A 22,369-nucleotide genomic window follows, 5' to 3' on the forward strand; every position below is an offset into this window, starting at 1 on the left:
CCCGATGTCCGCCAAGCCCAGCATCGCCGTCGTCGGCGGTGGCGTCGCCGGCCTCTCCGCCGCCTACGCCCTGCGCGAGCACGCCGAGATCTCCCTGTTCGAACGCGAGGACCACTACGGCGGCCACGCCAACACTGTCGAGGTCCAGGACGCGGGCCGGGTCCTGGGCATCGACACCGCGTTCGTCGTCTTCAACCGCCCCGCCTACCCCAATCTCAGCGGCTTCTTCGACGAACTGGGCGTGGAACCCAAGCAGTTGCTCAGCGGCTTCAACTTCTTCGACCTGACCGAGGGGGTGCAGTACGGCAGCGACGAGATGGACCTGCCGGAGGAGGAGGTGCGCGCCCGCTATCCGGAGGCGTTCCAGACCATCTGGCGCGAGGCCCGCCGCTTCCACGAGGAGGGGCGCCGGGACTTCTTCCGCAAGCGCACCGACATGCCGATGGGCGAGTACCTCGACCGGGGCGGCTACAGCCAGGAGTTCCGTCACGGCTACTTCATCCTGCTGTGCAGCGCGGTGTGGTCGGTGCCCGCCGAACTGGTCTGGGAGATGCCGGCCACGACCGTGATCGCGTTCTTCATGGCCCACGACGAGAGCGGCCTCGGCGGCCGTCGCGTCGACTGGCGGACCGTGGGCGGCGGCTCCATCTCGTACGTCCGCAAGGTACTTGCCGCGATCGACCCGAAGGTACGACTGTCGGAGCCGGTGACCGGGATCCACCAGGACGAGGACGGGGTCACCGTGCGGACCGTGGCGGGCTCCGAGCGATTCGACCACGTGGTGCTCGCCACGCACGCCGATGTGACCCGCGCTCTGCTGGAGAACCCCACCGCTCGCCAGCGCGAGTTGCTCGCGCCGCTGCGCTACAACGCCTCCACGGTGATCCTGCACACCGATCCCTCCGTGATGCCGGGTGACCGGTCCCGGTGGGAGGCGTGGAACTACGGGAAGGTGACGGTGGACGGGAAGCTCCGCACGTACGTGGCCTACTACATGAACAAGCTGCACGGCTTCGAGTCGGAGACCGACTACTTCGTCACACTCGACTACCCGCTGCCGGTCGCCGAGGACAGCGTCATCCGCACCTTCCACTACGAGCACCCGGTCCTCGACATGGCGATGCGCCGCGCCCAGCAGACCATCTACGAGGTCAACGAGGGGCCCCGGGTCAAGCTGTGCGGCTCGTACTTCCACTCCAAGCAGCAGTACCACGACCAGATCGGCTCCCACGAGGCCGCGTTCTCCGCCGGAAAGGAGGCTGCGGCCCAGCTGCTGCGTGAACTGGGCCGGTAGATCAGGTCAGTTGTCCGTCGCGTCCGTATGCCGCCGGGCCGACTCGTTCTCCTGGGCCATGCGCCGCAGCGCCATGAGCGCGGGTTCCAGGAGGACGGTGAGCAGGAGAGCGCGCTCGGCGGCCTCCAACGGGTCCCCGATTCCGTCCAGTTGGTCGAGGTCGAGGACCGCGGTCTCCTCGGCCAGCCGGGCGTACGGCAGGAGCACCCGCCACTCCAGTGGTGAGCCGAGGGTGCGCAGTGAGGCGAGGGTCTCGGCCAGGGTGGAACGGGCAGGGGCGGCTTTGTGCACGCTCCACCCCAACTCCTCGATCATTGCGTCGACTTCGGCCGATTCCGTGGAGTCGGTCTCGGTCTCGTCGGTCAGCCTGATCGCCCCGAGTGCGAGCCCGAGGAAGCGGTGGGCGTCCGCGGTGTGCTCGGCGAGAGCGCCCAGCACCTCCCGGGTGGTGCTGACGGACAGGCCTCGTACGCCGATCAAGGCGCGGATCAGCCGGAGTCTGCGCAGGTGGTTCTCGTCGTACTCGGCCTGCGTCGCCGACAGTTGGCGGCCGGCCGGGAGGAGACCTTCACGGAGGTAGTACTTGATCGTCGTGACAGAGACGCCACTGAGGCGGCTCAGCTCGGACATGCGCATCGGTCGGGCTCCGCTCTGGTCATTGGATACCTCTACTGTCTAACATGGATAGTGGAGGTATCCAAGCGAGCCTCCGCTTCGCCCTGCCTCTCAGAAGAAGGCCGCAGCCATGCCCACCCTGCCCTGGACCACCGTCGACGAGCCCGCTCCCGACGCGACGGCGTTCGTCATGGCGTCCCGCCTGGAAGTCCGCTCCCTGAGCGACGTCCCCCGCTTCTTCCTGCGGTCCCTCGCCGCATGGAAGCAGGTGAAGAGCGCGCCCGGCGCGTACGGCGCCTCGCTGATCGCCCAACCACTGAAGCGCACGTTCTGGACGCTGTCGGCCTGGGAGGACAAGCAGGCCCTCTACACGTACGCGCGCACCGAGCCGCACAAGTCGGTCATGACCGGCCTGCGCTCCACGATGAGCCGCTCCGTCTTCACCTTCTGGGAGACACCGGCGGCGGGCCTGCCCATCGACTGGTCGGACGCGCGCGAGCGGCTGGCCGTCCAGGAGCGCGCCGACGCCGCCGACGGCAGCTCGCCGACTGCCTGACCCCGCCTGCCTCTGCTGCCGCAACGCCGCACCGCCGCACCGCCGGATCACTGGATCACTGGATCACTGGATCACTGGATCAGCCACTCCCCCTAGGAGACTCCCCCGCCATGACGCTGTCCGAAGAGAACCCGGTCCTGGAGGACGCGGCCCTCGCGCCGCCGGACGAGGGCCGACGTGTGCCGCTGTGGCTCGCGATCGTCGCGTGCAGCGTGCCCATGTTCATGGTCGCGCTCGACAACCTGGTCGTCTCGACCGCCCTGCACACACTGGCCGTCGATCTGGAGGCGAACACTCAGCAGCTCCAGTGGTTCGTCAACGCGTACGTCCTCAGCTTCGCCTGTCTGCTGATGACGGGGGCCGCGCTCGGTGACCGGTTCGGCCGACGCACGGTCTTCGTGCTCGGCATCATCGTCTTCACGCTGGCCTCGGTCGGCTGCGGCCTCGCCGACACCAGCGCGCAGCTGATCACGTTCCGTACCGTGCAGGGTTTCGGTGCCGCCGCCGTGATGCCGCTGTCGCTGACCCTGCTCTCGCAGGCCGTCCCGGACCGGCTGCGCGGGTTGGCGCTCGGCCTGTGGTCGGGCGTCAGCGGTCTTGCCGTCGCGATGGGCCCGGTGGTGGGCGGTGCGGTGGTCGACGGGCTGGACTGGCGGTGGATCTTCTGGATCAACGTGCCGGTGGGCATCGTCGCCGTGCCGCTGATCCTGCTGACGCTCCGCGAGAGCAGGCTGCCGGGAGTCCGTCTCGACCTGGTCGGCATGGTGCTGGCCGCCGCCGGTCTGTTCGCGCTGGTGTGGGGCATCGTGAACGGCGAGACGGACGGCTGGACCTCGGCCGAGGTGCTCGGCGCGTTCGCCGCGGGCGCGGTGCTGCTCGCGGTGTTCGTCGCCTGGGAGGCGCGGGTCCCGCAGCCGATGCTGCCGCTGTCCTTCTACAAGGTGCGGGCGTTCACCCTCACCAACTTCGTCTCGGCGGCCATGTACTTCGGCGTCTTCGGGTCTCTCTTCCTGCTCGCCCAGTACCTCCAGATCGTGCCGCCCCGCACGCCGTTCGAGGCCGGGGTCCGCACCCTGGCCTGGACCCTGATGCCGATGTTCGTCGCGCCCGTCGCGGGCCTGCTCACCGACAAGGTGGGCGGTGGCCGGCTGATGGCGCTGGGCCTCTTCCTGCAGGGCGTCGGGCTCGGCTGGATCAACCTGGTCGCGGACACCGACACCGCCTACTCCTCCCTGGTCGGGCCGATGATCGTGGCCGGTATCGGCATGGGCTTCGTGTTCGCGCCGACGGCGGCGGTCGTGCTGGGCTCGGTCAGTCGCGAGCACGCGGGCAAGGCGTCCGGCGCCAACACCACCGTCCGGGAGATCGGCGGGGCCCTCGGTATCGCCGTACTGAGCACGGTGTTCGTGGCGCACGGCAGCACGGGTTCGCCGCAGCAGTTCGTGGACGGGCTGCATCCGGCGGTGTGGGTCGGTGTCGTCGTGGTGTTCGCTGGCGCGGTGTGCGCGCTGGGGATTCCGCGCCGGCCCCGGCCGGAAGCGGAGGAGGCGCAGGCGCAGGCGAAGGCCCAGGCCGAGGCAGTGGCCGAGCGGGCCTGAGAGCCCGGGCCCCAGCCCCCTCCTCTGCGCCGGTGACTGCCGGTACGTGACGGACTGGCGGTCACCGGCGCGTCCTGTTCAGCGGGTGGCCCGCTCCTCTTTCCGCCGCCCGCTGCGCCGCTCTAGGATCACGTTGAGATCATGTTGACCTGCTCATGACTCGCTCACTCTCGCCATCGAGGGGACCCCCCACCATGCGCAACCTCCTTCGCACCGCCACAGCCGGGGCAGTCACGGTCACCGCGGTCCTCGCCTGCGGCACGGCCCACGCCACTCCGCCCGGGCCAGGAGTGTCGGGCCGGATACTCTCCCAGACCACGATCGGCAACACCGACTACACCCTGCGGGAGGTCACCGTCCCCGTAGGCCAGGCCACCGGCTGGCACTACCACGACGGCCCGGTCCACGGCCTCGTCAAGCAGGGCACCCTCAGCCACTTCGACTCCACGTGCGAGTCCGACGGCGTGTATACGCGGGGCAGCGCCATCAGCGAGCCGGCCGGCCCCGGGTACGTCCACATCGGCCGCAATCTCGGCAGCACGCCCCTCGTACTCGAGGTCCTGTACGTACTGCCGCACGGCTCACCCTTCTCGGAAGACGCGCCGAACCCCGGGTGCGACTTCCAGTGACCAGCCGCTGAACGGACCAACGGACCACCCCGGCCGGACGCCAACCGGCGCCCGGCCGGAGTCGGGCCTACCCCGCCGGCAGCGGCTGCTCCGCCCAGATCGTCTTGCCGGTCCCTGTCTGGCGGCTGCCCCAGCGCTGGGTGAGCTGGGCGACGAGCAGCAGGCCACGGCCGCCCTCGTCGTAGGCGTGCGCCCGGCGCAGGTGCGGTGAGGTGGAACTGCCGTCGGAGACCTCGACGATGAGAGCTCGGTCGCGGATCAGCCGGAGCTGGATGGGCGGTTCGCCGTACCGGATGGCGTTGGTGACCAGCTCGCTGACGACGAGTTCGGTGACGAAGGCCTCCTCCTCCAATCCCCAGGCAGCCAGTTGTTCCATGGCGGCCTGGCGGGCGACGGCCACGTGCGCGGGGTCCGGCGGAACGTCCCATGTGGCCACCCGGCCGGCGCCCAGCGCGTGTGTGCGGGCGAGCAGCAGGGCCACGTCGTCGCCCGGCTGCTCGGGCAGCACGGCCTTGAGGACCGCGTCGCACACGGCGTCGAGCGAGGCCCCGGGCAGGTTCAGCGCGCGGCACAGCTCGGCGGTGGCGTGGTCGATGTCCCGGTCACGGTCCTCGACCAGCCCGTCCGTGTAGAGGGCGAGGAGCGAGCCCTCGGGCAGTTGCAGCTCGGTCGCCTCGAAGGGCAGGCCACCGACACCGAGCGGCGGTCCTGCCGACACCTCGATCAGCTCGGCGACGCCGCCGAGCGGGACGACAGCCGGCGGCGGGTGTCCGGCGGAGGCGAGGGTCAGCCGGCGCGAGACCGGGTCGTAGACGGCGTAGAGGCAGGTGGCGCCCAGTTCGGCGACGTCTTCACTGTCCTCCTCGTCGGCCAGATGGGTGACCAGGTCGTCGAGGTGGGTGAGGAGTTCGTCCGGCGGCAGATCGACGTCCGCGAGGGTCCGTACGGCCGTACGGAGCCGTCCCATGGTCGCGGAGGACTGGATTCCGTGGCCGACGACATCGCCGACGCAGAGGGCGACCCTGCTGCCGGACAGCGGGATGACGTCGAACCAGTCGCCGCCGATCCCGGCCGTCGACCCGCAGGGCAGATAGCGGTGGGCGACCTCGACGGCCGCCTGGCCCGGCAGTCCCCGGGGCAGCAGGCTGTGCTGGAGAGCCAGCGCGGTCGTGCGCTCACGAGCGAACCGGCGGGCATTGTCGACACATACGGCGGCACGGCTGGCCAGTTCCTCGGCGAGGGCGACGTCATCCTCGGTGTAGGGGTCGGGGCGGGTGATGCGCAGGAAGACCGCGACGCCCAGGATGGTGCCGCGGGCCCGCAGCGGCACGGTGACCATGGAGTGGACGCCCTTGCGGTACGGGCGGCCGACGGGCTCACGGGCGTTGCGCTCCGCCACCCACTCGTCGAACGCCCGCTCGCCGACCCGCCCGAGCACCGCCCGGCCCTCTGCCATCGCCCGCACGGGCGGGGTGAACGGCGGATAGGTGTCCTTCGCCCCCAGCGGAATGACGGCCTCCGGTGTGCCCTCGGTGCCGGAACCGTGGGCCACCCGGTGCAGTACGACCTCGTCGGCCGGCGCTGCCGGAGGTTCGTCCGCGCCGAGCACCCAGTCGAGCAGGTCCACGCTGACGAAGTCGGCGAACCGGGGGACGACCAGTTCGACGAGTTCCTCGGCGGTGCGGACAACGTCGAGAGTGGTCCCGATGCCGGCCGCCGCCTCGTTGAGCAGGGCGAGGCGCCGTCGCGACCAGTGCTGCTCGCTGCTGTCGAACGCGGCGATGCCCACCGAGGTGATGGCACCCAGGTCGTCGCGCACCGGCCACATCTCGAGGCTCCACGCGTATTCCCGGCCGTCGTTCACGTCCTTGCCGAAGGTCTCGTAGCGTACGGGGGTGCCGGTGCGGGCGACCTCCCGCAGGTTGAGCAGAAATCCCTGGCTGATCCGGTCGTCGGGCACGAGGTGCGTGTCCCCGTAGAACTGCCCGATCAGGGCCTGCTCCTCTACGCCCATCAGGTCACAGGCGGCTTTGTTCAGCCATGTGTAGCGCTGGTTCGTGTCGAAGGCGGACATCGACACGGAGGCCTGCCGGATGGCCCGCTCCAGCGAGGAGGGCCCCTGCGCGACCGCCTGCGGCTCCGGTACCGGCGGTTCGGGGAGGGCGGTGACGACGAATCCCCGGGAGCCGCCGTCCTCTCCCAGTACGGGGCACGCGCTGACGGCGAGTGCGACGCGGTGGCCGTCCCGGTGGCGGAGCGCGACCACTCCGGTCAGCTCTGTCATCGCCGTGGGCGGCAGCTCCTCGGCGAGGAGTTCGGCGGCCGGGCGTCCGACGACGGCCTCGGCCGTGTGTCCCGTCAGCCGCCGGGCGCCCTCGCTCCATCCCGTCACCATGCCTCGGGCATCGATGATCACCGCGGCGGCGACTTGTTTCATACGCCCCAGGATGGTCCCTGGGCCCCGGGGCATCAACCCCGACGACCCACCTCGGCGCGGCAACCCCACCGAGCCGCCCCGCTGCGGGGCGGCCGGGCACGGCCCGTGCGGACGTCAGCCCTGATGCGCACGGAGTGCGGCGAGGGCACGGTCCGCGTGGGTGTTCATTCGCAGCTCGCTCGTCACCACGTCCAGGACCGTCCGGTCCTCGGCTATGACGAAGGTGACCCGCTTGGTGGGCAGCATGGAGAACCCGCGCTTCACACCGAACAGCTCGCGGACCGTCCCGTCGGCGTCCGACAGCAGCGGCATGCCGAGCGTGTGGCTCTGCGCGAACTCCTGCTGGCGGTCCACCGAGTCCCCGCTGATTCCGACCGGCCGCGCGCCGACGGCGGCGAACTCGGCGGCCAGGTCCCGGAAGTGACAGGCCTCGGCCGTACAGCCGGGCGTCAGGGCCGCGGGATAGAAGAAGAGGACGATCGGCCCCTCGGCGAGGAGTTCGGACAGCCGACGGGGCGCTCCGCTCTCGTCGGGCAGCTCGAAGTCCTCGATCTTGTCACCGACGTTCACCTTGCGTGTCATGACCGGCCCTCTCCGTTCTTCGCGACGCTGCGTGCCCACAGGACGAGCGGTACCTGGAGCGGCAGCCGCCCGATGGCACCGGCCCGCAGGGCGGCGGGCCTGTTCCGCCAGTCGAAGGCCATCTTCACGTTGGCCGGGAACACCCCGACGAAGAAGCCCGCCGTGGCGAGCGCGGCGACCCGTCGGGTACGCGGCAGGGCCACCCCGGCCGCCAGCGCGAGTTCGGCGGCGCCACTGGCGTACGTCCAGGTCCTGGGCGTGCCCGGCAGTGCGCGCGGCACGATCGCGTCGAACGTGCGGGGCGCGACGAAGTGGCTGACGCCGGCGGCGGCCAACAGACCGGCGAGCAGCAGGGGTGAACGTTGGGACCGGGGCACGCTTCCTCCTGGGATGGTGTGCCGAGCGATCCTACTGGACGGTAAAACCAGTTCGAGAGGCGGGTGTTCGACTGTCACCCGTGGTCAGGCCGTGGATTCACCGGAGTCCGCGAGGGTGCCCAGCCACTGCTGGAGGAGGGCCACCTCGACCGCGGTGAGCCGCTGTGGGGGTTCTGCGCGCAGTCGGGCCGCGAGGGTGGCCGCCGCCGCAGGTACCGCGCTCCCCCGGCCGGTGTCGCGAGGTACGCCGGCGTCGGCGGGGCGGGTGAGGGAGTCGATCACCGAATCGCGCAGGCGCGCGGCGAACCGGATGTCGGGGTACTGCTCCGGCCTGGTCAGCATGGACAGGGCCGCGCCGACGTTCGCCGCCATGATGATCCGGGTGGCGGCCTCCGGGGGGACGGTCAGCAGCCCGGCCGCCGCGCACCGTTCCAGCACGCCGTGCAACAGGGCGTGGGCCTCCTGCTCGGCGGCGGGGGGTGCGGTGAGCTCGGGCGAGTACATCAGGCGGTAGTGGTTCGGGTGCTCCAGCGCGAACCGCATGTGGTTGTCCCAGCCGCGCTTGAGGTCGGCGACCGGATCGGCGGTGGGACGAGCATCGCGCTTGGAGACGAGGTACTGCTCGAATCCCCGGTCGACCACTGCCGCGAGCAGCCCCGCCTTGTCACCGAAATTCCTCGCTCCACGCCACAGGAGTTCTCATGCCCCGCACCACCTGACCACCGTCCCCGGTGACCACACAGGTCATCGAAGCCCGCGAAGCGAAGAGCCGCGGGCACCCCGACCGGGGCCGCCTTGAGCGGAGGAGGCCCCGCCGCGTCGAATCCGTGGGGACGGGGAACGGCGCGATCCTCGAACCCGGCGCCGGACAACTCCCCCCGTCCTGCGCCGGGTCCGAGGCCTTCTCGGTTCGACGGCGACTCCTCGTGACCGCTGGGCGGCCCCCGCGGCCTGTGCCGAGAGGCGCCCGCGCGTCCCGCACGTCCGCCCCCGGGTGACCTCCGCGCCGGGAGCGAACTCCCCCGGCGAAGCGACCGGTTCGGAGCAGGAGGGTGGTCCGGAGGGACTATCGTGTCGGCATGTCCGTCCCTGAACTGATTCGTATCGTCTCCCGCGACTCGCCCATGGCCCTGGCACAGGTGGAGCGGGTGCGCGCCGAGCTGGCCGTCGTACATCCGCGGGTGCGCACCGAGGTCGTCCCCGTGAAGACGACCGGCGACAAGTGGATGGGCGATCTGTCCAAGGTCGAGGGCAAGGGGGCGTTCACCAAGGAGGTCGACGCCGCGCTACTGGCCGGTGAGGCCGATCTCGCGGTGCACTGCGTCAAGGACGTGCCGGCCGACCGGCCGCTTCCCGCGGGCACGATGTTCGCCGCGTTCCTCAAGCGGGACGACATCCGCGATGCCCTGATCCACCCCGGTGGCCGCACCCTCGACGAGCTGGCGGACGGCACTCGGATCGGTACGTCCTCGGTGCGCCGGATCGCCCAACTGGCCGCCTCCCACCCGCACCTGGAGTGCGTACCGTTCCGCGGCAACGCCAACCGACGGCTGGAGAAGCTCGCGGCCGGAGAAGCGGACGCACTGCTCCTCGCCGTGTCCGGCCTGGAGCGCATCCGCCGGATGGACGTGGTCAGCGAGATCCTCTCCCCCGAGACGATGATGCCGCCGATCGGCGCGGGCATCCTCGCCCTCCAGTGCCGCGAGGGCGACACCGAGCTGATCGACGCGGTCAGCGGCCTCGGCGACCCGGACACGCATCGCGAGGCGACGGCCGAGCGCATGTTCCTGCACGTCCTCCAGGGGCACTGCAACAGCCCGATCGCCGGGTACGCGAAGGTGGCCCGCAACGGTGAACTCTCTTTGCGTGCCTGCGTGTTCACCCCGGACGGCAAGGTCCAGCTCAACGCCCACGAGTGGGCGGGCCGCCTCGACCCGGCCACGCTCGGCACGTCCGTGGCGGTGGCCCTGCTGCGACAGGGCGCGCGCGAGCTGATCGACAACATCGCGCACTGAGAAACGGGAAACCCCCAGGAGCGGGAGCCGAGACTGCCCGGCGACGGCGAACGCTGCACGCCGGGTCGGTCGCTCAGCTGGGTCCCGTCTGGCCCTTCCGGTCTTTCTGCTCCCTGAGGTCCCTCTGCTCCTTGAGGAAGTCGCTCGCCTGGAGGGCCACCCCGTCCCGGACCGCGCCGTGGTGCGCGCCGGCGCCGGTGAACTCCTCGGGCAGACCGATCCCGCCCGCCCAGAGGTGCCGGGCGGTCCACTCCTCCTCGACCCGCAACTGGATCTGTACGTCCACCTGCGCCAGGGACGTTTCCGGGCCGGCCGCGTACAGGACTGCCGTGGCGCGGCGCAGCGGGTGGACGTCGAAGCCCTCGATGAACTGCGAGTTCCGCCAGTCGATGAAGGCACCCTCGCCGTCGGGGCCGAGCCGGATGTCGATCTGGCCGTCCTCCAGGTGGACGCCGAAATGCCGGTCGCCGCGGTTCTCGACCGTCACCCGCAGGCTGAAGTAGGCCAATCCCTCCGCGGCGTCGTCGCGCCCGCGCGGCGGTTCGGCCGCCACCAGACGGTGGACGCGGACACGCAGGCCGGCATGCTCGTCGTACTCGTGCCAGTCCCCGACCACGTTCGGCTCGTGCACAGTCCACCTCTCGACCTCGGATGGCTGCTTCCTATCCTTGCGCCCGGCACACAGTCAAATGAGCGGAATGCGCTGTGGCCAGCGAATTCGCCCCCTTGATCACTGATCAAGCGGTGTGCAGCGGAAATCCACGGAAGGGCCGTCCCACACCAGGTGGGCGCGTGCCGCACATCACGTTCGAGTGCATGGTGGTGACCGGCGTTCAGCGGGCCAGTCGGCCGAGGAGCGAGGAGGCCGGCGATCATCATCGAGAGAACGTGTATGCAGCATGTTCTATGGGATGAATTCGCGTGGTGATCAGGCAAAAGCTGCGAGTCACTATTTATATCCATTTGTTTCCGTGCCACCCGGAACGGGAATCACCTTTCAGTGCTTCGGACTGGAGGCACGTCCGTGGGAGCCGGTTCGCCGGATCTCGGCCGACCTCCGTCCGCTCCGAGCGCACTCTCCCCCGGTGTCTGTCCATCCAGCACCAGCTGAGGAGGGTGCTCGCGATGCGTATCGCCACCAGAACGAAGCAACATCCGCACGATGACGCCCCCGACACCGCCGCCGACTTCGAGCGGCTCGCCCGTCTGCCGGAAGGGCCGGAGCACGACGCCCTCCGGGACGACCTGGTACGCGCCTGGCTGCCCATGTCGGAGCGGATCGCCGTCCGCTTCCGAGGGCGCGGCGAGGCACTGGAGGACCTCTACCAGGTCGCGGCCGTCGGACTGGTCAAGGCCGTCGACCACTACGACCCCGAGCGGGGCGCCGCCTTCGAGGCCTACGCGGTACCGACCGTCACCGGCGAGATCAAGCGGCACTTCCGCGACCATCTGTGGGCACTACATGTGCCGCGCCGGGTCCAGGACCTGCGCAACCGGGTGCGCAGCGCCTCCAAGGAACTGTCCGCCACCGTCCCGGGACGGCCACCGACCGTCGCCGAGATCGCCGCGTACACACAGCTGAGCGAGAGCGATGTGCGCACGGGCATGGAGGCCCTGGAATGCTTCTCCGTGTTGTCGCTGGAGGCGGAGCTGCCGCGCACCGACGGGTACGCGCTGGCGGACACCGTCGGCGGACCCGACCCCGGATTCGACCTGATCGTCGACCGCACGGCCGTCGGTCCCTGTCTGCGGGCCCTGCCCGAACGTGAGCGGACCATCCTCTACCTGCGGTACTTCGGCGGGATGACCCAGAGCCGGATAGCGTCGCAACTCGGCATCTCGCAGATGCACGTCTCCCGGCTGCTCAGCACGTGCTGCACACGCATCCGCGAGGAGCTCGGCGAGGAACCGTCCGCCGCGCAGTCCGTCGACGACCCCGAGAGGAGCCGGGCACGGCAGGGTGAACTGCTCGCCGACGCCTGCTGAGGCCGCTCGCCCCCGTACATACCGCAGTCGCCCGGGCGAGTCCTTCGCCACCGGGCGACTGGGGGACGGGCTCACTGCCGAACCGTCCCGGGAATGGCTCCCCAGTGTGCCCTCCACCCCCGGAGTCACCGGAGGGACGGAGTTGAAACACCCTTCCGTGGGGACAGCATTTCCCGTCCCGCCCCGGTCAGTAGTGACTGCGTGCCAACTACCCCGATCGGGGTACTCGGCAGGCACTGGAACGGGGTCCGGCCGGAGACTGGTGTCCGGACCGGTGCCTGCCGGCCGACTGAGCCAGGACGCGAGTGCCATGAACCACGACCCGACACATTCCAGCGGCGCGACCGACGTCGTCTCGACCCATTCCGTGTTCGGCGCCCCCTGCTGGGTGAGTCTCACCAGCCGCGATCTGCGGGCCACCGAGGCGTTCTACAGCGCCGTACTGGGCTGGCGGTGGCGTTCAGCCCGGCTGGGCGACCGCTTCCGGGTCGCTCTGGTGGACGGCACGCCGGTCGCGGGGATCGCCGGGGTGGCTTCCGTATGGCAGATGGTGGTCGCCTGGACCCCGTACTTCGCCGTGCCGAGCGCGGACGACGCGGTGGCCCGGGCCCGCGAGCGCGGGGGTACGGCGGCGGTCGGGCCGATCTCCTTCCCGCCCGGCCGGGCGGCCCTGCTGGCCGACCGTGACGGGGCGATCTTCGGGATCTGGGAGGGCGAGCTCCTCGCCGGCTGGGAGGCCTGGCGGCGGGCGGCACCGACCTTCGTCCGGCTGCAGACCCGCGACGCGTTCGACGCGGCCATCTTCTACGGCGAGATCCTGGAGTGGGCCTCCGACCGCCCCGGTTGCTGCCAGGTCCACTACGAGGGCGACGAGGTCGTGCTGCGCAGCCGGGGCGACATCGTGGCCCGCATCGTCTCGGGTGCGCTGGAGGCGGCGCCCGACCCCACGATCAGGCCGCACTGGCAGGTCCACTTCTCGGTCAAGGACGTGGCGGCCTGCGTCAAGACCGCCCAGGACAGCGGCGGGAGCGTCCTGCGGTACGACGCCGTTTCCACGCCGTTCGAGGCGGTGCTGCGCGATCCGGACGGGGCGCAGTTCACGGTGACCTCGCGCATCCCCCGCTGAGCCCGCCGGCTACCGGACCGACGAGTACAGATACCGGCCGCCCTCCGGAGGCCGGGTGCGGACCCTGCGGTTCCAGAGCAGCAGGCCGTGCCGCTGCTCCCAGCGCGCGACCCACCACCCGCGGGCCGACCACGCCGATGCGAAGAACAGCGGGGACAGGGCCAGACCGCGGTCCCAGAACAGACCGCCGCCCAGCGCGAATGCCACCATGAAGACGAAGAGAGGCACATTGACGCAGTGGCGGTACCCCTTGGCCCGCGTCGGCAGGACCGTGCCGGTCTCCCCCAGCGGAACCGCCTTGTCGAAGTCCCGTCCTTCACCGAACCACTTGAGCCGGGAGACGGTGAGGACCCCGAACCCGGCGGTGAGCGCCAGGAAGAGCAGGCCGAGGGCGATCGCCGGGACAATGCCCCGTGGCGTCCCAGGAACGCCCTCCATCCCGAACACCACCGCCGCGCTCACCACCGTCGCGCAGACCGCGAGGAGCGCGCAGGTCACCTCGTAGTGGACATACCTGAACATGGTGTTCCCCTTGTGCCCCACCCCGCCCCGCCCCCGTAGCAGGGTGCCGACTCCACTATGCCCCGGGGAGTCCGGAACGCGCCGCCCTACGCGTTCGCGAGAACGGCGGGCGCCCTGCTCTCCGTACTGGCGAAGGCCGGGATCACCCGGGGCACCTTGCGCACCTCCCGCAAGGTCGGCGCGGGCGCGGTCGGGATCCGGGGAACGCCTTCGCAGGAGGGGGCCCGGCGCGAGAACCAGATGACCTTGGCACCGGTGTCCGTGGCACAGCAGCCCCAGCCGTCGCTCATCGCCGCGATCCAGGCCAGGCAGTTGCCGAGTTCCTGGTCGAGGCGCAGGTCGCGGTCGTTCTCGGCAAGGGCCGTGATGAGGTGCTGGCCGTTCCACCACATCTCGATCACCGCGTGCTTGTCGGTCGCGTGCTCGTCGATTGCGCGCAACAGCACTTCGGTGCCGTGGCAGACGGGGTCGACGAGGTGCTCCAGGTCCCAGAGCCGGAGGTGGGCGGCCAGAATGCGGCCGACCTGCCCGACCCGTTCGGGACAGACCTCCACGTCGAGGTGGTAGTAGCAGGGCTCTGCGGTTTTCATCGTCGTTGGCTCCTCACGGCGGACTCACGTTTTTCCACGCTCTGCGGTACCGGGCCCCGAACGCGAAGCGTGAGCACTGTTCGCTTCTGAGTCAGCTCCAGAGTGGGAGCACTAGTCCATTCGTGCAACACGAGCGCTGCCAGCGGTCGTTGAAGATCCAACAAGACGCTTGGTCGCCGCGCATGCACCATGAGTGAAGGTCTCGCCGTAGAAAGCAGTGAGTCACGAGGAAGGGGACCAGCGCCATGCTGCTGCCCGCCAAAGCCGAGGTCGCCCGACAGCTGGACAGGTACCGGGCGTGGGAGCGCGTCATGCTCGCGGCCCCGTCCGACCGTTCGGCGCGGGACAGTTTCGAGGACTCGGGCTACACCCTGTGCGTGCTGATGGGGAAACGGTGTGCACGGGAGGCCGTACACGCCGCCGAGCGCTATCTCCGCACGAGCCTGGTCGCCTACCTCCGGGAACAGGCCGGATGGGGTCACGCGGACCGTTTCACCGGCCATGCGCCCCCGGCAGTCCAGCGCTCCACGGCGGGCGGCTAGCGCCGCCGGCGACTCCCGGTCGCCAGTCGCCAGTTCCCAGTCCCGACCAGAACACGGCAGAGGTGAGACTCATGAGCCCGACTCCGGCCATCGGCCGCATCCCGGTGCGGGATGTGCGCCCGGCCGTCGAGAGCGGCAGACGCCCGGCGAAGGCCGTCGCGGGAGAGACCTTCCAGGTCACCGCGACGGTCTTCCGCGAGGGCCATGACGCGGTCGGCGCGAACGTGGTGCTGCTGTGCGGCCCGGAGGGCCGTCCGGGCCCCTGGACGCCGATGCGCGAACTGGCTCCCGGCACCGACCGCTGGGGTGCGGACGTCACCCCGGACGCGGCGGGCCACTGGACCTACCGGGTCGAGGCGTGGGGCGACCCGATCAGCACCTGGCGGCACCACGCCGGCATCAAGATCCCGGCCGGGATCGACGTCGGGCTGGTCCTGGAGGAAGGCGCGCTGCTGTACGAGCGTGCCGCCGCGGGTGTGCCCAAGCGGGCGGCCCGGGCTGCGGTACTGGCCGCCGCACGGACCCTGAGCGACGACTCGCTGCCCGTCACGGATCGTCTCGCGCCGGCTCTGACCCCGGCGGTGGACAGGGTGCTGGCCCGGTATCCGTTGCGTGAGCTGGTGACGTCGAGTGAGCCGTTGGCGCTGGTGGTGGAGCGGGAGCGGGCGCTGTACGGGGCCTGGTACGAGTTCTTCCCCCGTTCCGAGGGGACGCCCGAACACCCGCACGGGACGTTTCGGACGGCGGCGCGGCGGTTGCCGGCGATCGCCGCGATGGGCTTCGACGTCCTCTATCTGCCCCCGATCCATCCGATCGGGCACACGTTCCGCAAGGGCCCCAACAACACGCTGTCGGCGTCCGCGCAGGATGTGGGGGTGCCGTGGGCGATCGGTTCCGAGGCCGGCGGCCATGACGCCGTCCACCCGGATCTGGGCACGCTGGAAGACTTCGGCTTCTTCGTCGCCGAGGCCGCCCGGCACGGGCTCGAGGTGGCGCTCGACTTCGCGCTGCAGTGCTCGCCGGACCACCCCTGGGTGCACAAGTTCCCCCAGTGGTTCCACCACCGCCCGGACGGGACGATCGCGTACGCGGAGAACCCGCCGAAGAAGTACCAGGACATCTACCCCATCGCCTTCGACGCCGACCTGCCCGGCCTCATCGCCGAGACGACACGGGTGATGCGGCACTGGATGGCGCACGGGGTGCGGATCTTCCGCGTCGACAACCCGCACACCAAACCGGTCGTCTTCTGGGAACAGGTGATCGCGGACATCAACGCCACCGACCCGGACGTGATCTTCCTGGCGGAGGCGTTCACCCGCCCCGCGATGATGCACGCCTTGGCCCAGGTCGGCTTCCAGCAGTCCTACACCTATTTCACCTGGCGCAACACCAAGGCCGAACTCACCGAGTACCTCACCGAACTGTCGGGGGAGGCGGCCGCGTACATGCGGCCGAATTTCTTCGTCAACACCCCCGACATCCTGCACGAGTATCTTCAGCAGGGCGGCCGTCCGGCATTCGAGGCGCGTGCCGTGCTGGCCGCGACGCTCTCTCCCACCTGGGGGATCTACAGCGGCTACGAACTGTGCGAGAACGCCCCCCTGCGCGAGGGCAGCGAAGAATATTTGAACTCCGAGAAATACCAACTCCGGCCCAGAGACTGGGAATCGGCCGAACGGAACGGGCAGTCGATCGCCCCGCTCGTCACCGCCCTCAACCGGATCAGGCGTGACCACCCCGCCCTGCACCGGCTCAGGAATCTGCACTTCCACCGGACCGACAACGACGCGGTGATCGCGTACAGCAAGCGCACCGGCGAGGACACGGTTCTGGTGGTCGTGAACCTCGACCCGCACCACACCCAGGAGGCGACTGTCTCGTTGGACATGCCGCAACTCGGCCTGGAAAAGCGGGAAAACGAACAGAGTTCCGTCACGGTGCACGACGAACTGAGCGGCGAGACCTACCAATGGGACCGCACCAATTACGTACGTCTGGAGCCGGGAAGGGCACCCGCGCACGTATTTCACCTGATGCGGTATTCGACTGGAGGCCAGTAACACCGTGACCGTCAATGAGCCTGTCCCGGATACCTTCGAGGACACTCCCGCCAAGGACCGGGACCCCGAGTGGTTCAAACGCGCCGTCTTCTACGAGGTCCTCGTCCGGTCCTTCCAGGACAGCAACGGTGACGGAGTCGGCGACCTCAAGGGCATCACGGCCAAACTCGACTACCTCCAGTGGCTCGGCATCGACTGCCTCTGGCTGCCCCCCTTCTTCAAATCACCCCTGAGGGACGGCGGCTACGACGTCTCCGACTACACCGCCGTCCTCCCCGAGTTCGGCGACCTCGCCGACTTCGTCGAGTTCGTCGACGCCGCCCACCAACGCGGCATGCGCGTCATCATCGACTTCGTCATGAACCACACCAGCGACGAACACCCGTGGTTCCAGGAGTCCCGGAACGACCCCGAAGGCCCATACGGCGACTACTACGTCTGGGCCGACAACGACAAACAGTTCCAGGACGCCCGGATCATCTTCGTCGACACCGAGGCCTCCAACTGGACCTTCGACCCGGTCCGCAAGGAGTACTACTGGCACCGTTTCTTCTCCCACCAACCGGACCTCAACTACGAGAACCCGGCGGTCCAGGAAGAAATTCTCGCCGCCCTTCGGTTCTGGCTCGATCTCGGGATCGACGGCTTCCGTCTGGACGCGGTCCCGTACCTCTACCAGGCCGAGGGGACCAACTGCGAGAACCTCCCGCGCACTCATGAATTCCTGAGGCGGGTCCGGCGCGAGATCGATGCGATGTATCCCGACACGGTGTTGCTGGCGGAGGCGAACCAGTGGCCCGAGGATGTCGTCGACTACTTCGGTGACTACCAAAGCGGCGGCGACGAATGCCACATGGCGTTCCACTTCCCCGTCATGCCGCGCATCTTCATGGCGGTGCGGCGCGAATCGCGTTATCCGGTCTCGGAAATCCTCGCCAAGACCCCCGCCATCCCCTCGAACTGCCAGTGGGGCATCTTCCTGCGCAACCACGACGAGCTGACCCTGGAAATGGTCACCGACGAGGAACGCGACTACATGTGGGCCGAATACGCCAAAGACCCCCGCATGCGGGCCAACATCGGCATCCGCCGGCGCCTGGCCCCCCTCCTCGACAACGACCGCAACCAGATCGAACTCTTCACCGCGCTGCTGCTGTCCCTGCCCGGCTCGCCGATCCTCTACTACGGCGACGAGATCGGCATGGGCGACAACATCTGGCTCGGCGACCGCGACGCCGTCCGCACGCCCATGCAGTGGACCCCCGACAGGAACGCCGGCTTCTCCTCCAGCGACCCCGGCCGCCTCTTCCTGCCCACGATCATGGACCCGGTCTACGGCTACCAGGTCACCAACGTCGAAGCCTCCATGTCGTCCCCGTCCTCGCTCCTGCACTGGACCCGGCGCATGATCGAGATCCGCAAGCAGAACCCCGCCTTCGGCCTCGGCTCCTACACCGAACTCCCCTCCTCCAACCCGGCCGTGATCGCGTTCCTGCGCGAACACAAGGACGACCTCGTCCTGTGCGTCCACAACTTCTCCCGCTTCGCCCAGCCCACCGAACTCGACCTACGGACCTTCGACGGCACCCACCCGGTCGAACTCATCGGCGGAGTCCGCTTCCCCGCAGTCGGCGAACTCCCCTACCTGCTCACCCTCGCAGGCCACGGCTTCTACTGGTTCCGCCTCGCCCGAGTCGCCCCGCGCACTGCCCTACGACCGTGAGTGTGTGCCCGCGAAAGGACGCGTCACCATGCCGAAGACCGCATCTCTTCGCCCGAGCAGGACGGACCTCGCCGAGCCGCTGACCTCGCTCGACGGGCTGCTGCGCGAGTGGCTGCCCCAGCAGCGCTGGTTCGCGGGCAAGGACCGGCCCGTCACGGACCTGGGCCTGCTGTCAATGACCGAACTGTTTCCGGGCTGCCTGCACCTGCTCGTCCGCACCGGTCACACGGCCGTACCCACCCCCGGCGGCCCTCCCCCGCCCGGCGACTGCTACCAACTGCTCCTCGGCGTGCGGGACCGCCCGTCGCCGCGCCTGGGCCGGGCCCTCATCGGCCGTGCGGACGAGGGGCCCCTGGCCGGGCTGCAGGTCTACGACGCTTTGCAGGACCCCCGGGCGGCAGGCCTGCTGCTGGAGCGTCTCCGCCACCCCGGAACGGCCGGCCCCCTGCGCTTCGAGGCCGACCCCGGCATCACCGTGCCCGCCGGACTCGCCCCGCGTCTCCTCGACGTCGAGCAGTCCAACTCTTCGCTCGTGTACGGCGACTCGTTCATCCTGAAGGTGCTCAGACGCGTCCAGCCGGGTGTCCACCCCGACCTGGAGGTGCCCTCGGCCCTCGCCCGGCAGGGCTGCGCCCGCGTACCCGCCCCGGCCGCCTGGTTCCGGACCGACCTGCCGCAGGACGCGACGCTCGGGGTGCTCCAGCCGTTCCTGCCCGATGCCTCCGACGGCTGGACGCTGGCCCTGCGCGCCCTCGCCTCGGGGCACCCGTTCACCGACGAGGCCTACGAGTTGGGGCGCGCCACCGCCGACGTACACCTGGCCCTCGCGACGGCCTTCGCCTGCGACAGCCGCAGCGGGCGGCACAGCCGACGGACGGCGGCGGCGATGACCGAGCGTCTCGATGCCGCCGTGCACTGCGTACCGGGGTTGCGGCCGTACGCCCAGGGCCTGCGCGCCGCGTTCGACGCCCTGGCCGGGTTCGACGCCGGTCCGGCCCCGCAGCGCGTCCACGGCGATCTGCACCTCGGGCAGGTGTTGCGCACCGGCGGCAGCGGCGGGGACTGGTTCGTGATCGACTTCGAGGGCGAACCGTCCCGCCCGCTCGCCGAACGCCGCAGTGCCCAGTCGCCGGTACGGGACATCGCCGGCATGCTGCGCTCCTTCGACTACGCCGCCCGCACGCGCCTGCCGTGGCGCCCCGAGTGGGCGCTGCGCTGCCGCCAGGCCTATTGCGCGGGGTACGCCGCCCGGGCCGGGTGGGACCCGCGCCGCCACCCCGGGCTGCTGCGCGCGTACGAGACCGACCGAGCCGTGTACGAGGCCGTCTACGAGGCCCGGCACCGCCCCGACTGGCTCCCCGTCCCCATGGCGGCGATCGAGCGACTCTCCGTCCGAGGAGGCTGACAACTGTGGCCCTGCACGATCCCTCCCTCTCCGACACGCCCTCCCTGGGCAGGCCCGACGCCCTGTGGGATCCCGGCGAGAAGCAGCGCCTGCTCTCCGGCACCCATCACGACCCGCACGCGCTGCTCGGCGCGCATCCCGGGCCCGGCGGCGGGGTCGTCCTCCGTGCGCTGCGCCCGTACGCGCGTGGCGTGAGCGTGCTCGTCGACGGGCGGCCGAGCAAGCTCGACGACGACGGTGACGGCTTCTTCAGCGCCGTACTTCCCTTCGGACCTTCCGGCGCCGCGATGCCCGACTACACGTTGCTGGTGTCGTACGAGGGCGGCGAGTCGGAGGTCGAGGATCCGTACCGTTTCCTGCCCGCGCTCGGTGAGCTGGACCTGCATCTCATCAGGGAGGGCCGGCACGAGGAGCTGTGGAAGGCGCTGGGCGCCGAGCCGATGACCCACCAGGGCGTCACCGGCACCCGCTTCACCGTCTGGGCGCCGAACGCGCAAGGGGTCCGGGTGGCCGGGGACTTCACCTGCTGGGACGGTACCGCCCACCCGATGCGCTCTCTCGGCGCCGCCGGGGTGTGGGAGCTGTTCGTGCCGGGCGTCGGCGAGGGCCAGCGGTACAAGTTCGAGGTCGTGGGCCGTGACGGCGGCCGGGTCATGAAGGCGGACCCGATGGCCCGGCGCACCGAGGTGCCGCCCGCGACGGCGTCCGTCGTCACCGCCTCCCACTACGAGTGGGGCGACGAGGAGTGGCTCGCGCGCCGGAGCGGCACGGCCGTGCACGAGGAGCCGTTCTCCGTGTACGAGGTCCATCTTCCCTCCTGGCGCCCAGGGTTGACGTATCGTCAGCTCGCCGACGAACTCCCCGCGTACGTGGCCGACCTGGGCTTCACCCATGTGCAGCTCATGCCGGTCGCCGAACATCCCTTCGGCGGGTCCTGGGGGTACCAGGTCACGTCCTACTACGCCCCGACCGCCCGGCTGGGTTCCCCCGACGACTTCCGGTATCTGGTCGACGCGCTGCACCGGGCCGGTGTCGGTGTCCTGCTGGACTGGGTTCCGGCGCACTTCCCCAAGGACGAGTGGGCGTTGGCCCGGTTCGACGGGGAGCCCCTGTACGAGCCCGGTGACGCGCGGCGTGCCGAGCATCCCGACTGGGGGACGTACGAGTTCGACCTCGGGCGCACCGAGGTGCGCAACTTCCTGGTCGCCAACGCCGTGTACTGGTGCGAGGAGTTCCATCTCGACGGGCTCCGGGTGGACGCGGTCGCATCCATGCTCTATCTCGACTACTCGCGCGATTCGGGGCAGTGGACGCCGAACGTGTACGGCGGCCGGGAGGATCTCGACGCGGTCGCCTTCCTCCAGGAGATGAACGCCACCGTGTACCGGCGGGTGCCCGGTGTGCTGACGGTCGCCGAGGAGTCCACCGCGTGGGACGGGGTGACCCGACCCACCGACTGCGGGGGGCTCGGCTTCGGGCTGAAGTGGAACATGGGGTGGATGCACGACTCGCTCGGCTATGTGGCGCACGAGCCGGTCCATCGCAAGTACCACCACCACGAGATGACGTTCTCCATGGTGTACGCGTACAGCGAGAACTACGTCCTGCCGATCTCCCACGACGAAGTCGTCCACGGCAAGCAGTCGTTGGTGTCGAAGATGCCGGGCGACTGGTGGCAGCAACGGGCGAACCACCGCGCGTACCTCGGTTTCATGTGGGCCCATCCCGGCAAGCAACTCCTCTTCATGGGGCAGGAGTTCGCCCAGGGCGCCGAGTGGTCCGAGGCCGACGGGCCGGACTGGTGGCTGCTGGACAAGGAGTACGCGGCCGAGCCCGACCACCGGGGCGTCCGAGATCTCGTCCGCGACCTCAACACCGTCTACCGGCGCTCCCCCGCCCTCTGGCAACGCGACACCGACCCCGCCGGCTTCCGCTGGGTGGCCGGGGACGCCGCCGAGGACAACGTCTTCGCGTTCCTGCGCTACGACGCGGCAGGAGTACCTCTGTTGGCCGTCAGCAACTTCTCGCCGGTGGTACGGCACGAGTACCACCTCGACGTTCCCGGTTCGGTCCCCGCCTGGGAGGAGGTCCTCAACACCGATGCCGCCCGCTACGGCGGCAGCGACGTCCGGGGCTCCGGGGTGCTGGCGTCCCGGTCGTCGGGCGTCCGGCTGACTCTGCCGCCGCTCGCCACGGTGTGGCTGACGCCGGTGCGTGGGTGAGGTGAGGGGGAGGGGCGCGCGGAAAACGTCTTTCGAAACCTCTGAGGGGAAACGACTTCACAGTTCCCGACAACAAAGCCCCTCACC

The 22,369-nt window shown here is 70.1% G+C and carries 20 protein-coding genes; 12 read left to right on the forward strand and 8 right to left on the reverse strand.

Features of this window, described 5'->3' with window-relative positions:
- Nucleotides 1-4: 4 nt before the first annotated feature.
- The gene (locus OG734_RS02425) at nt 5-1,294 is read left to right on the forward strand and encodes an NAD(P)/FAD-dependent oxidoreductase (RefSeq protein WP_330285794.1); all 1,290 of its coding nucleotides are present in this window, start codon (nt 5-7) and stop codon (nt 1,292-1,294) included.
- A 6-nt stretch (nt 1,295-1,300) separates the two neighbouring features.
- On the opposite strand, the gene OG734_RS02430 is transcribed toward OG734_RS02425, so the two are convergent.
- A complete protein-coding gene (locus tag OG734_RS02430) occupies nt 1,301-1,930 on the reverse strand; it encodes a MerR family transcriptional regulator (protein ID WP_330285795.1) in 630 nt (209 codons plus the stop codon).
- Between the two features lie 109 nt (nt 1,931-2,039).
- Between OG734_RS02430 and OG734_RS02435 the strand changes: the two genes are divergently transcribed.
- The 3 genes from OG734_RS02435 (at nt 2,040) to OG734_RS02445 (ending at nt 4,692) form a co-directional block, all read left to right on the forward strand.
- Nucleotides 2,040-2,465, forward strand: coding sequence for a DUF3291 domain-containing protein (locus OG734_RS02435; RefSeq protein WP_330285796.1), 426 nt, complete (start codon nt 2,040-2,042; stop codon nt 2,463-2,465).
- A gap of 110 nt (nt 2,466-2,575) precedes the next feature.
- Nucleotides 2,576-4,063: an MFS transporter gene (locus tag OG734_RS02440; protein ID WP_330285797.1), complete on the forward strand. Its 1,488-nt coding sequence runs from the start codon at nt 2,576-2,578 to the stop codon at nt 4,061-4,063.
- A 194-nt stretch (nt 4,064-4,257) separates the two neighbouring features.
- Nucleotides 4,258-4,692 (forward strand): cupin domain-containing protein, encoded by a 435-nt coding sequence (locus OG734_RS02445; protein WP_330285798.1) that lies wholly within the window; start codon nt 4,258-4,260, stop codon nt 4,690-4,692.
- A gap of 67 nt (nt 4,693-4,759) precedes the next feature.
- On the opposite strand, the gene OG734_RS02450 is transcribed toward OG734_RS02445, so the two are convergent.
- The 4 genes from OG734_RS02450 to OG734_RS02465 form a co-directional block, all read right to left on the reverse strand.
- Nucleotides 4,760-7,129, reverse strand: a complete 2,370-nt coding sequence (locus tag OG734_RS02450; protein WP_330285799.1) for an ATP-binding SpoIIE family protein phosphatase — start codon at nt 7,127-7,129, stop codon at nt 4,760-4,762.
- Between the two features lie 114 nt (nt 7,130-7,243).
- Entirely contained in the window at nt 7,244-7,711 is a 468-nt protein-coding gene (locus OG734_RS02455; protein WP_330285800.1) for a peroxiredoxin, read from the reverse strand.
- Complete coding sequence (locus OG734_RS02460) at nt 7,708-8,088, reverse strand: DoxX family protein (RefSeq protein ID WP_330285801.1); 381 nt, start codon at nt 8,086-8,088, stop codon at nt 7,708-7,710. Before OG734_RS02460 ends, OG734_RS02455 begins: the two co-directional genes overlap by 4 nt.
- An 84-nt stretch (nt 8,089-8,172) precedes the next feature.
- Nucleotides 8,173-8,730, reverse strand: a complete 558-nt coding sequence (locus tag OG734_RS02465) for a TetR-like C-terminal domain-containing protein (protein WP_330285802.1) — start codon at nt 8,728-8,730, stop codon at nt 8,173-8,175.
- Between the two features lie 437 nt (nt 8,731-9,167).
- Between OG734_RS02465 and hemC the strand changes: the two genes are divergently transcribed.
- Nucleotides 9,168-10,103 (forward strand): hydroxymethylbilane synthase, encoded by a 936-nt coding sequence (gene hemC / locus OG734_RS02470; RefSeq protein ID WP_330285803.1) that lies wholly within the window; start codon nt 9,168-9,170, stop codon nt 10,101-10,103.
- 73 nt (nt 10,104-10,176) lie between these two features.
- On the opposite strand, the gene OG734_RS02475 is transcribed toward hemC, so the two are convergent.
- Nucleotides 10,177-10,734: a hypothetical protein gene (locus OG734_RS02475; protein WP_330285804.1), complete on the reverse strand. Its 558-nt coding sequence runs from the start codon at nt 10,732-10,734 to the stop codon at nt 10,177-10,179.
- Nucleotides 10,735-11,228: 494 nt separating this feature from the next.
- Here OG734_RS02475 and OG734_RS02480 point away from each other — a divergent pair, with 494 nt between their 5' ends.
- Both OG734_RS02480 and OG734_RS02485 read left to right on the forward strand, forming a co-directional pair.
- Nucleotides 11,229-12,089: a SigB/SigF/SigG family RNA polymerase sigma factor gene (locus tag OG734_RS02480; RefSeq protein ID WP_330285805.1), complete on the forward strand. Its 861-nt coding sequence runs from the start codon at nt 11,229-11,231 to the stop codon at nt 12,087-12,089.
- Nucleotides 12,090-12,399: 310 nt separating this feature from the next.
- Nucleotides 12,400-13,215, forward strand: coding sequence for a VOC family protein (locus OG734_RS02485; protein ID WP_330285806.1), 816 nt, complete (start codon nt 12,400-12,402; stop codon nt 13,213-13,215).
- Nucleotides 13,216-13,224: 9 nt separating this feature from the next.
- On the opposite strand, the gene OG734_RS02490 is transcribed toward OG734_RS02485, so the two are convergent.
- Together OG734_RS02490 and OG734_RS02495 are read right to left on the reverse strand one after the other, a co-directional pair.
- Nucleotides 13,225-13,737 (reverse strand): hypothetical protein, encoded by a 513-nt coding sequence (locus OG734_RS02490; protein ID WP_330285807.1) that lies wholly within the window; start codon nt 13,735-13,737, stop codon nt 13,225-13,227.
- Nucleotides 13,738-13,823: 86 nt separating this feature from the next.
- Nucleotides 13,824-14,327, reverse strand: coding sequence for a pep a2 (locus OG734_RS02495; RefSeq protein WP_330285808.1), 504 nt, complete (start codon nt 14,325-14,327; stop codon nt 13,824-13,826).
- Nucleotides 14,328-14,572: 245 nt separating this feature from the next.
- Here OG734_RS02495 and OG734_RS02500 point away from each other — a divergent pair, with 245 nt between their 5' ends.
- The 5 genes from OG734_RS02500 to glgB all read left to right on the forward strand — a co-directional run bounded on the left by OG734_RS02500 (nt 14,573) and on the right by glgB (nt 22,282).
- On the forward strand, nt 14,573-14,869 hold the full coding sequence (locus OG734_RS02500) for a DUF5133 domain-containing protein (RefSeq protein ID WP_330285809.1): 297 nt from the start codon (nt 14,573-14,575) through the stop codon (nt 14,867-14,869).
- Nucleotides 14,870-14,940: 71 nt separating this feature from the next.
- Entirely contained in the window at nt 14,941-16,932 is a 1,992-nt protein-coding gene (locus tag OG734_RS02505; RefSeq protein ID WP_330285810.1) for an alpha-1,4-glucan--maltose-1-phosphate maltosyltransferase, read from the forward strand.
- A 4-nt stretch (nt 16,933-16,936) separates the two neighbouring features.
- Nucleotides 16,937-18,655, forward strand: coding sequence for a maltose alpha-D-glucosyltransferase (gene treS / locus OG734_RS02510; RefSeq protein WP_330285811.1), 1,719 nt, complete (start codon nt 16,937-16,939; stop codon nt 18,653-18,655).
- A 28-nt stretch (nt 18,656-18,683) separates the two neighbouring features.
- Nucleotides 18,684-20,060 carry a maltokinase N-terminal cap-like domain-containing protein gene (locus OG734_RS02515; protein ID WP_330285812.1) on the forward strand — a complete coding sequence of 459 codons (1,377 nt, stop codon included), beginning with the start codon at nt 18,684-18,686 and terminating at the stop codon, nt 20,058-20,060.
- A gap of 5 nt (nt 20,061-20,065) precedes the next feature.
- Nucleotides 20,066-22,282: a 1,4-alpha-glucan branching enzyme gene (glgB, locus tag OG734_RS02520; protein WP_443064817.1), complete on the forward strand. Its 2,217-nt coding sequence runs from the start codon at nt 20,066-20,068 to the stop codon at nt 22,280-22,282.
- Nucleotides 22,283-22,369 lie beyond the last annotated feature (87 nt).

The sequence above is a fragment of the Streptomyces sp. NBC_00576 genome, assembly GCF_036345175.1.
Classification (GTDB): Bacteria; Actinomycetota; Actinomycetes; order Streptomycetales; family Streptomycetaceae; genus Streptomyces.

Excerpts from the sequence above, each read along its gene's own strand:
- OG734_RS02485 (WP_330285806.1), top strand. The coding sequence starts at position 12,400 with ATGAACCACGACCCGACACATTCCAGCGGCGCGACCGACGTCGTCTCG.
- OG734_RS02480 (WP_330285805.1), top strand. The coding sequence starts at position 11,229 with ATGCGTATCGCCACCAGAACGAAGCAACATCCGCACGATGACGCCCCC.
- OG734_RS02505 (WP_330285810.1), top strand. The coding sequence starts at position 14,941 with ATGAGCCCGACTCCGGCCATCGGCCGCATCCCGGTGCGGGATGTGCGC.
- OG734_RS02445 (WP_330285798.1), top strand. The coding sequence starts at position 4,258 with ATGCGCAACCTCCTTCGCACCGCCACAGCCGGGGCAGTCACGGTCACC.
- hemC (WP_330285803.1), top strand. The coding sequence starts at position 9,168 with ATGTCCGTCCCTGAACTGATTCGTATCGTCTCCCGCGACTCGCCCATG.
- OG734_RS02430 (WP_330285795.1), bottom strand. The coding sequence starts at position 1,930 with ATGCGCATGTCCGAGCTGAGCCGCCTCAGTGGCGTCTCTGTCACGACG.
- OG734_RS02425 (WP_330285794.1), top strand. The coding sequence starts at position 5 with ATGTCCGCCAAGCCCAGCATCGCCGTCGTCGGCGGTGGCGTCGCCGGC.
- OG734_RS02450 (WP_330285799.1), bottom strand. The coding sequence starts at position 7,129 with ATGAAACAAGTCGCCGCCGCGGTGATCATCGATGCCCGAGGCATGGTG.
- OG734_RS02495 (WP_330285808.1), bottom strand. The coding sequence starts at position 14,327 with ATGAAAACCGCAGAGCCCTGCTACTACCACCTCGACGTGGAGGTCTGT.
- OG734_RS02515 (WP_330285812.1), top strand. The coding sequence starts at position 18,684 with ATGCCGAAGACCGCATCTCTTCGCCCGAGCAGGACGGACCTCGCCGAG.
- OG734_RS02490 (WP_330285807.1), bottom strand. The coding sequence starts at position 13,737 with ATGTTCAGGTATGTCCACTACGAGGTGACCTGCGCGCTCCTCGCGGTC.
- OG734_RS02455 (WP_330285800.1), bottom strand. The coding sequence starts at position 7,711 with ATGACACGCAAGGTGAACGTCGGTGACAAGATCGAGGACTTCGAGCTG.
- OG734_RS02500 (WP_330285809.1), top strand. The coding sequence starts at position 14,573 with ATGCTGCTGCCCGCCAAAGCCGAGGTCGCCCGACAGCTGGACAGGTAC.
- OG734_RS02440 (WP_330285797.1), top strand. The coding sequence starts at position 2,576 with ATGACGCTGTCCGAAGAGAACCCGGTCCTGGAGGACGCGGCCCTCGCG.
- OG734_RS02435 (WP_330285796.1), top strand. The coding sequence starts at position 2,040 with ATGCCCACCCTGCCCTGGACCACCGTCGACGAGCCCGCTCCCGACGCG.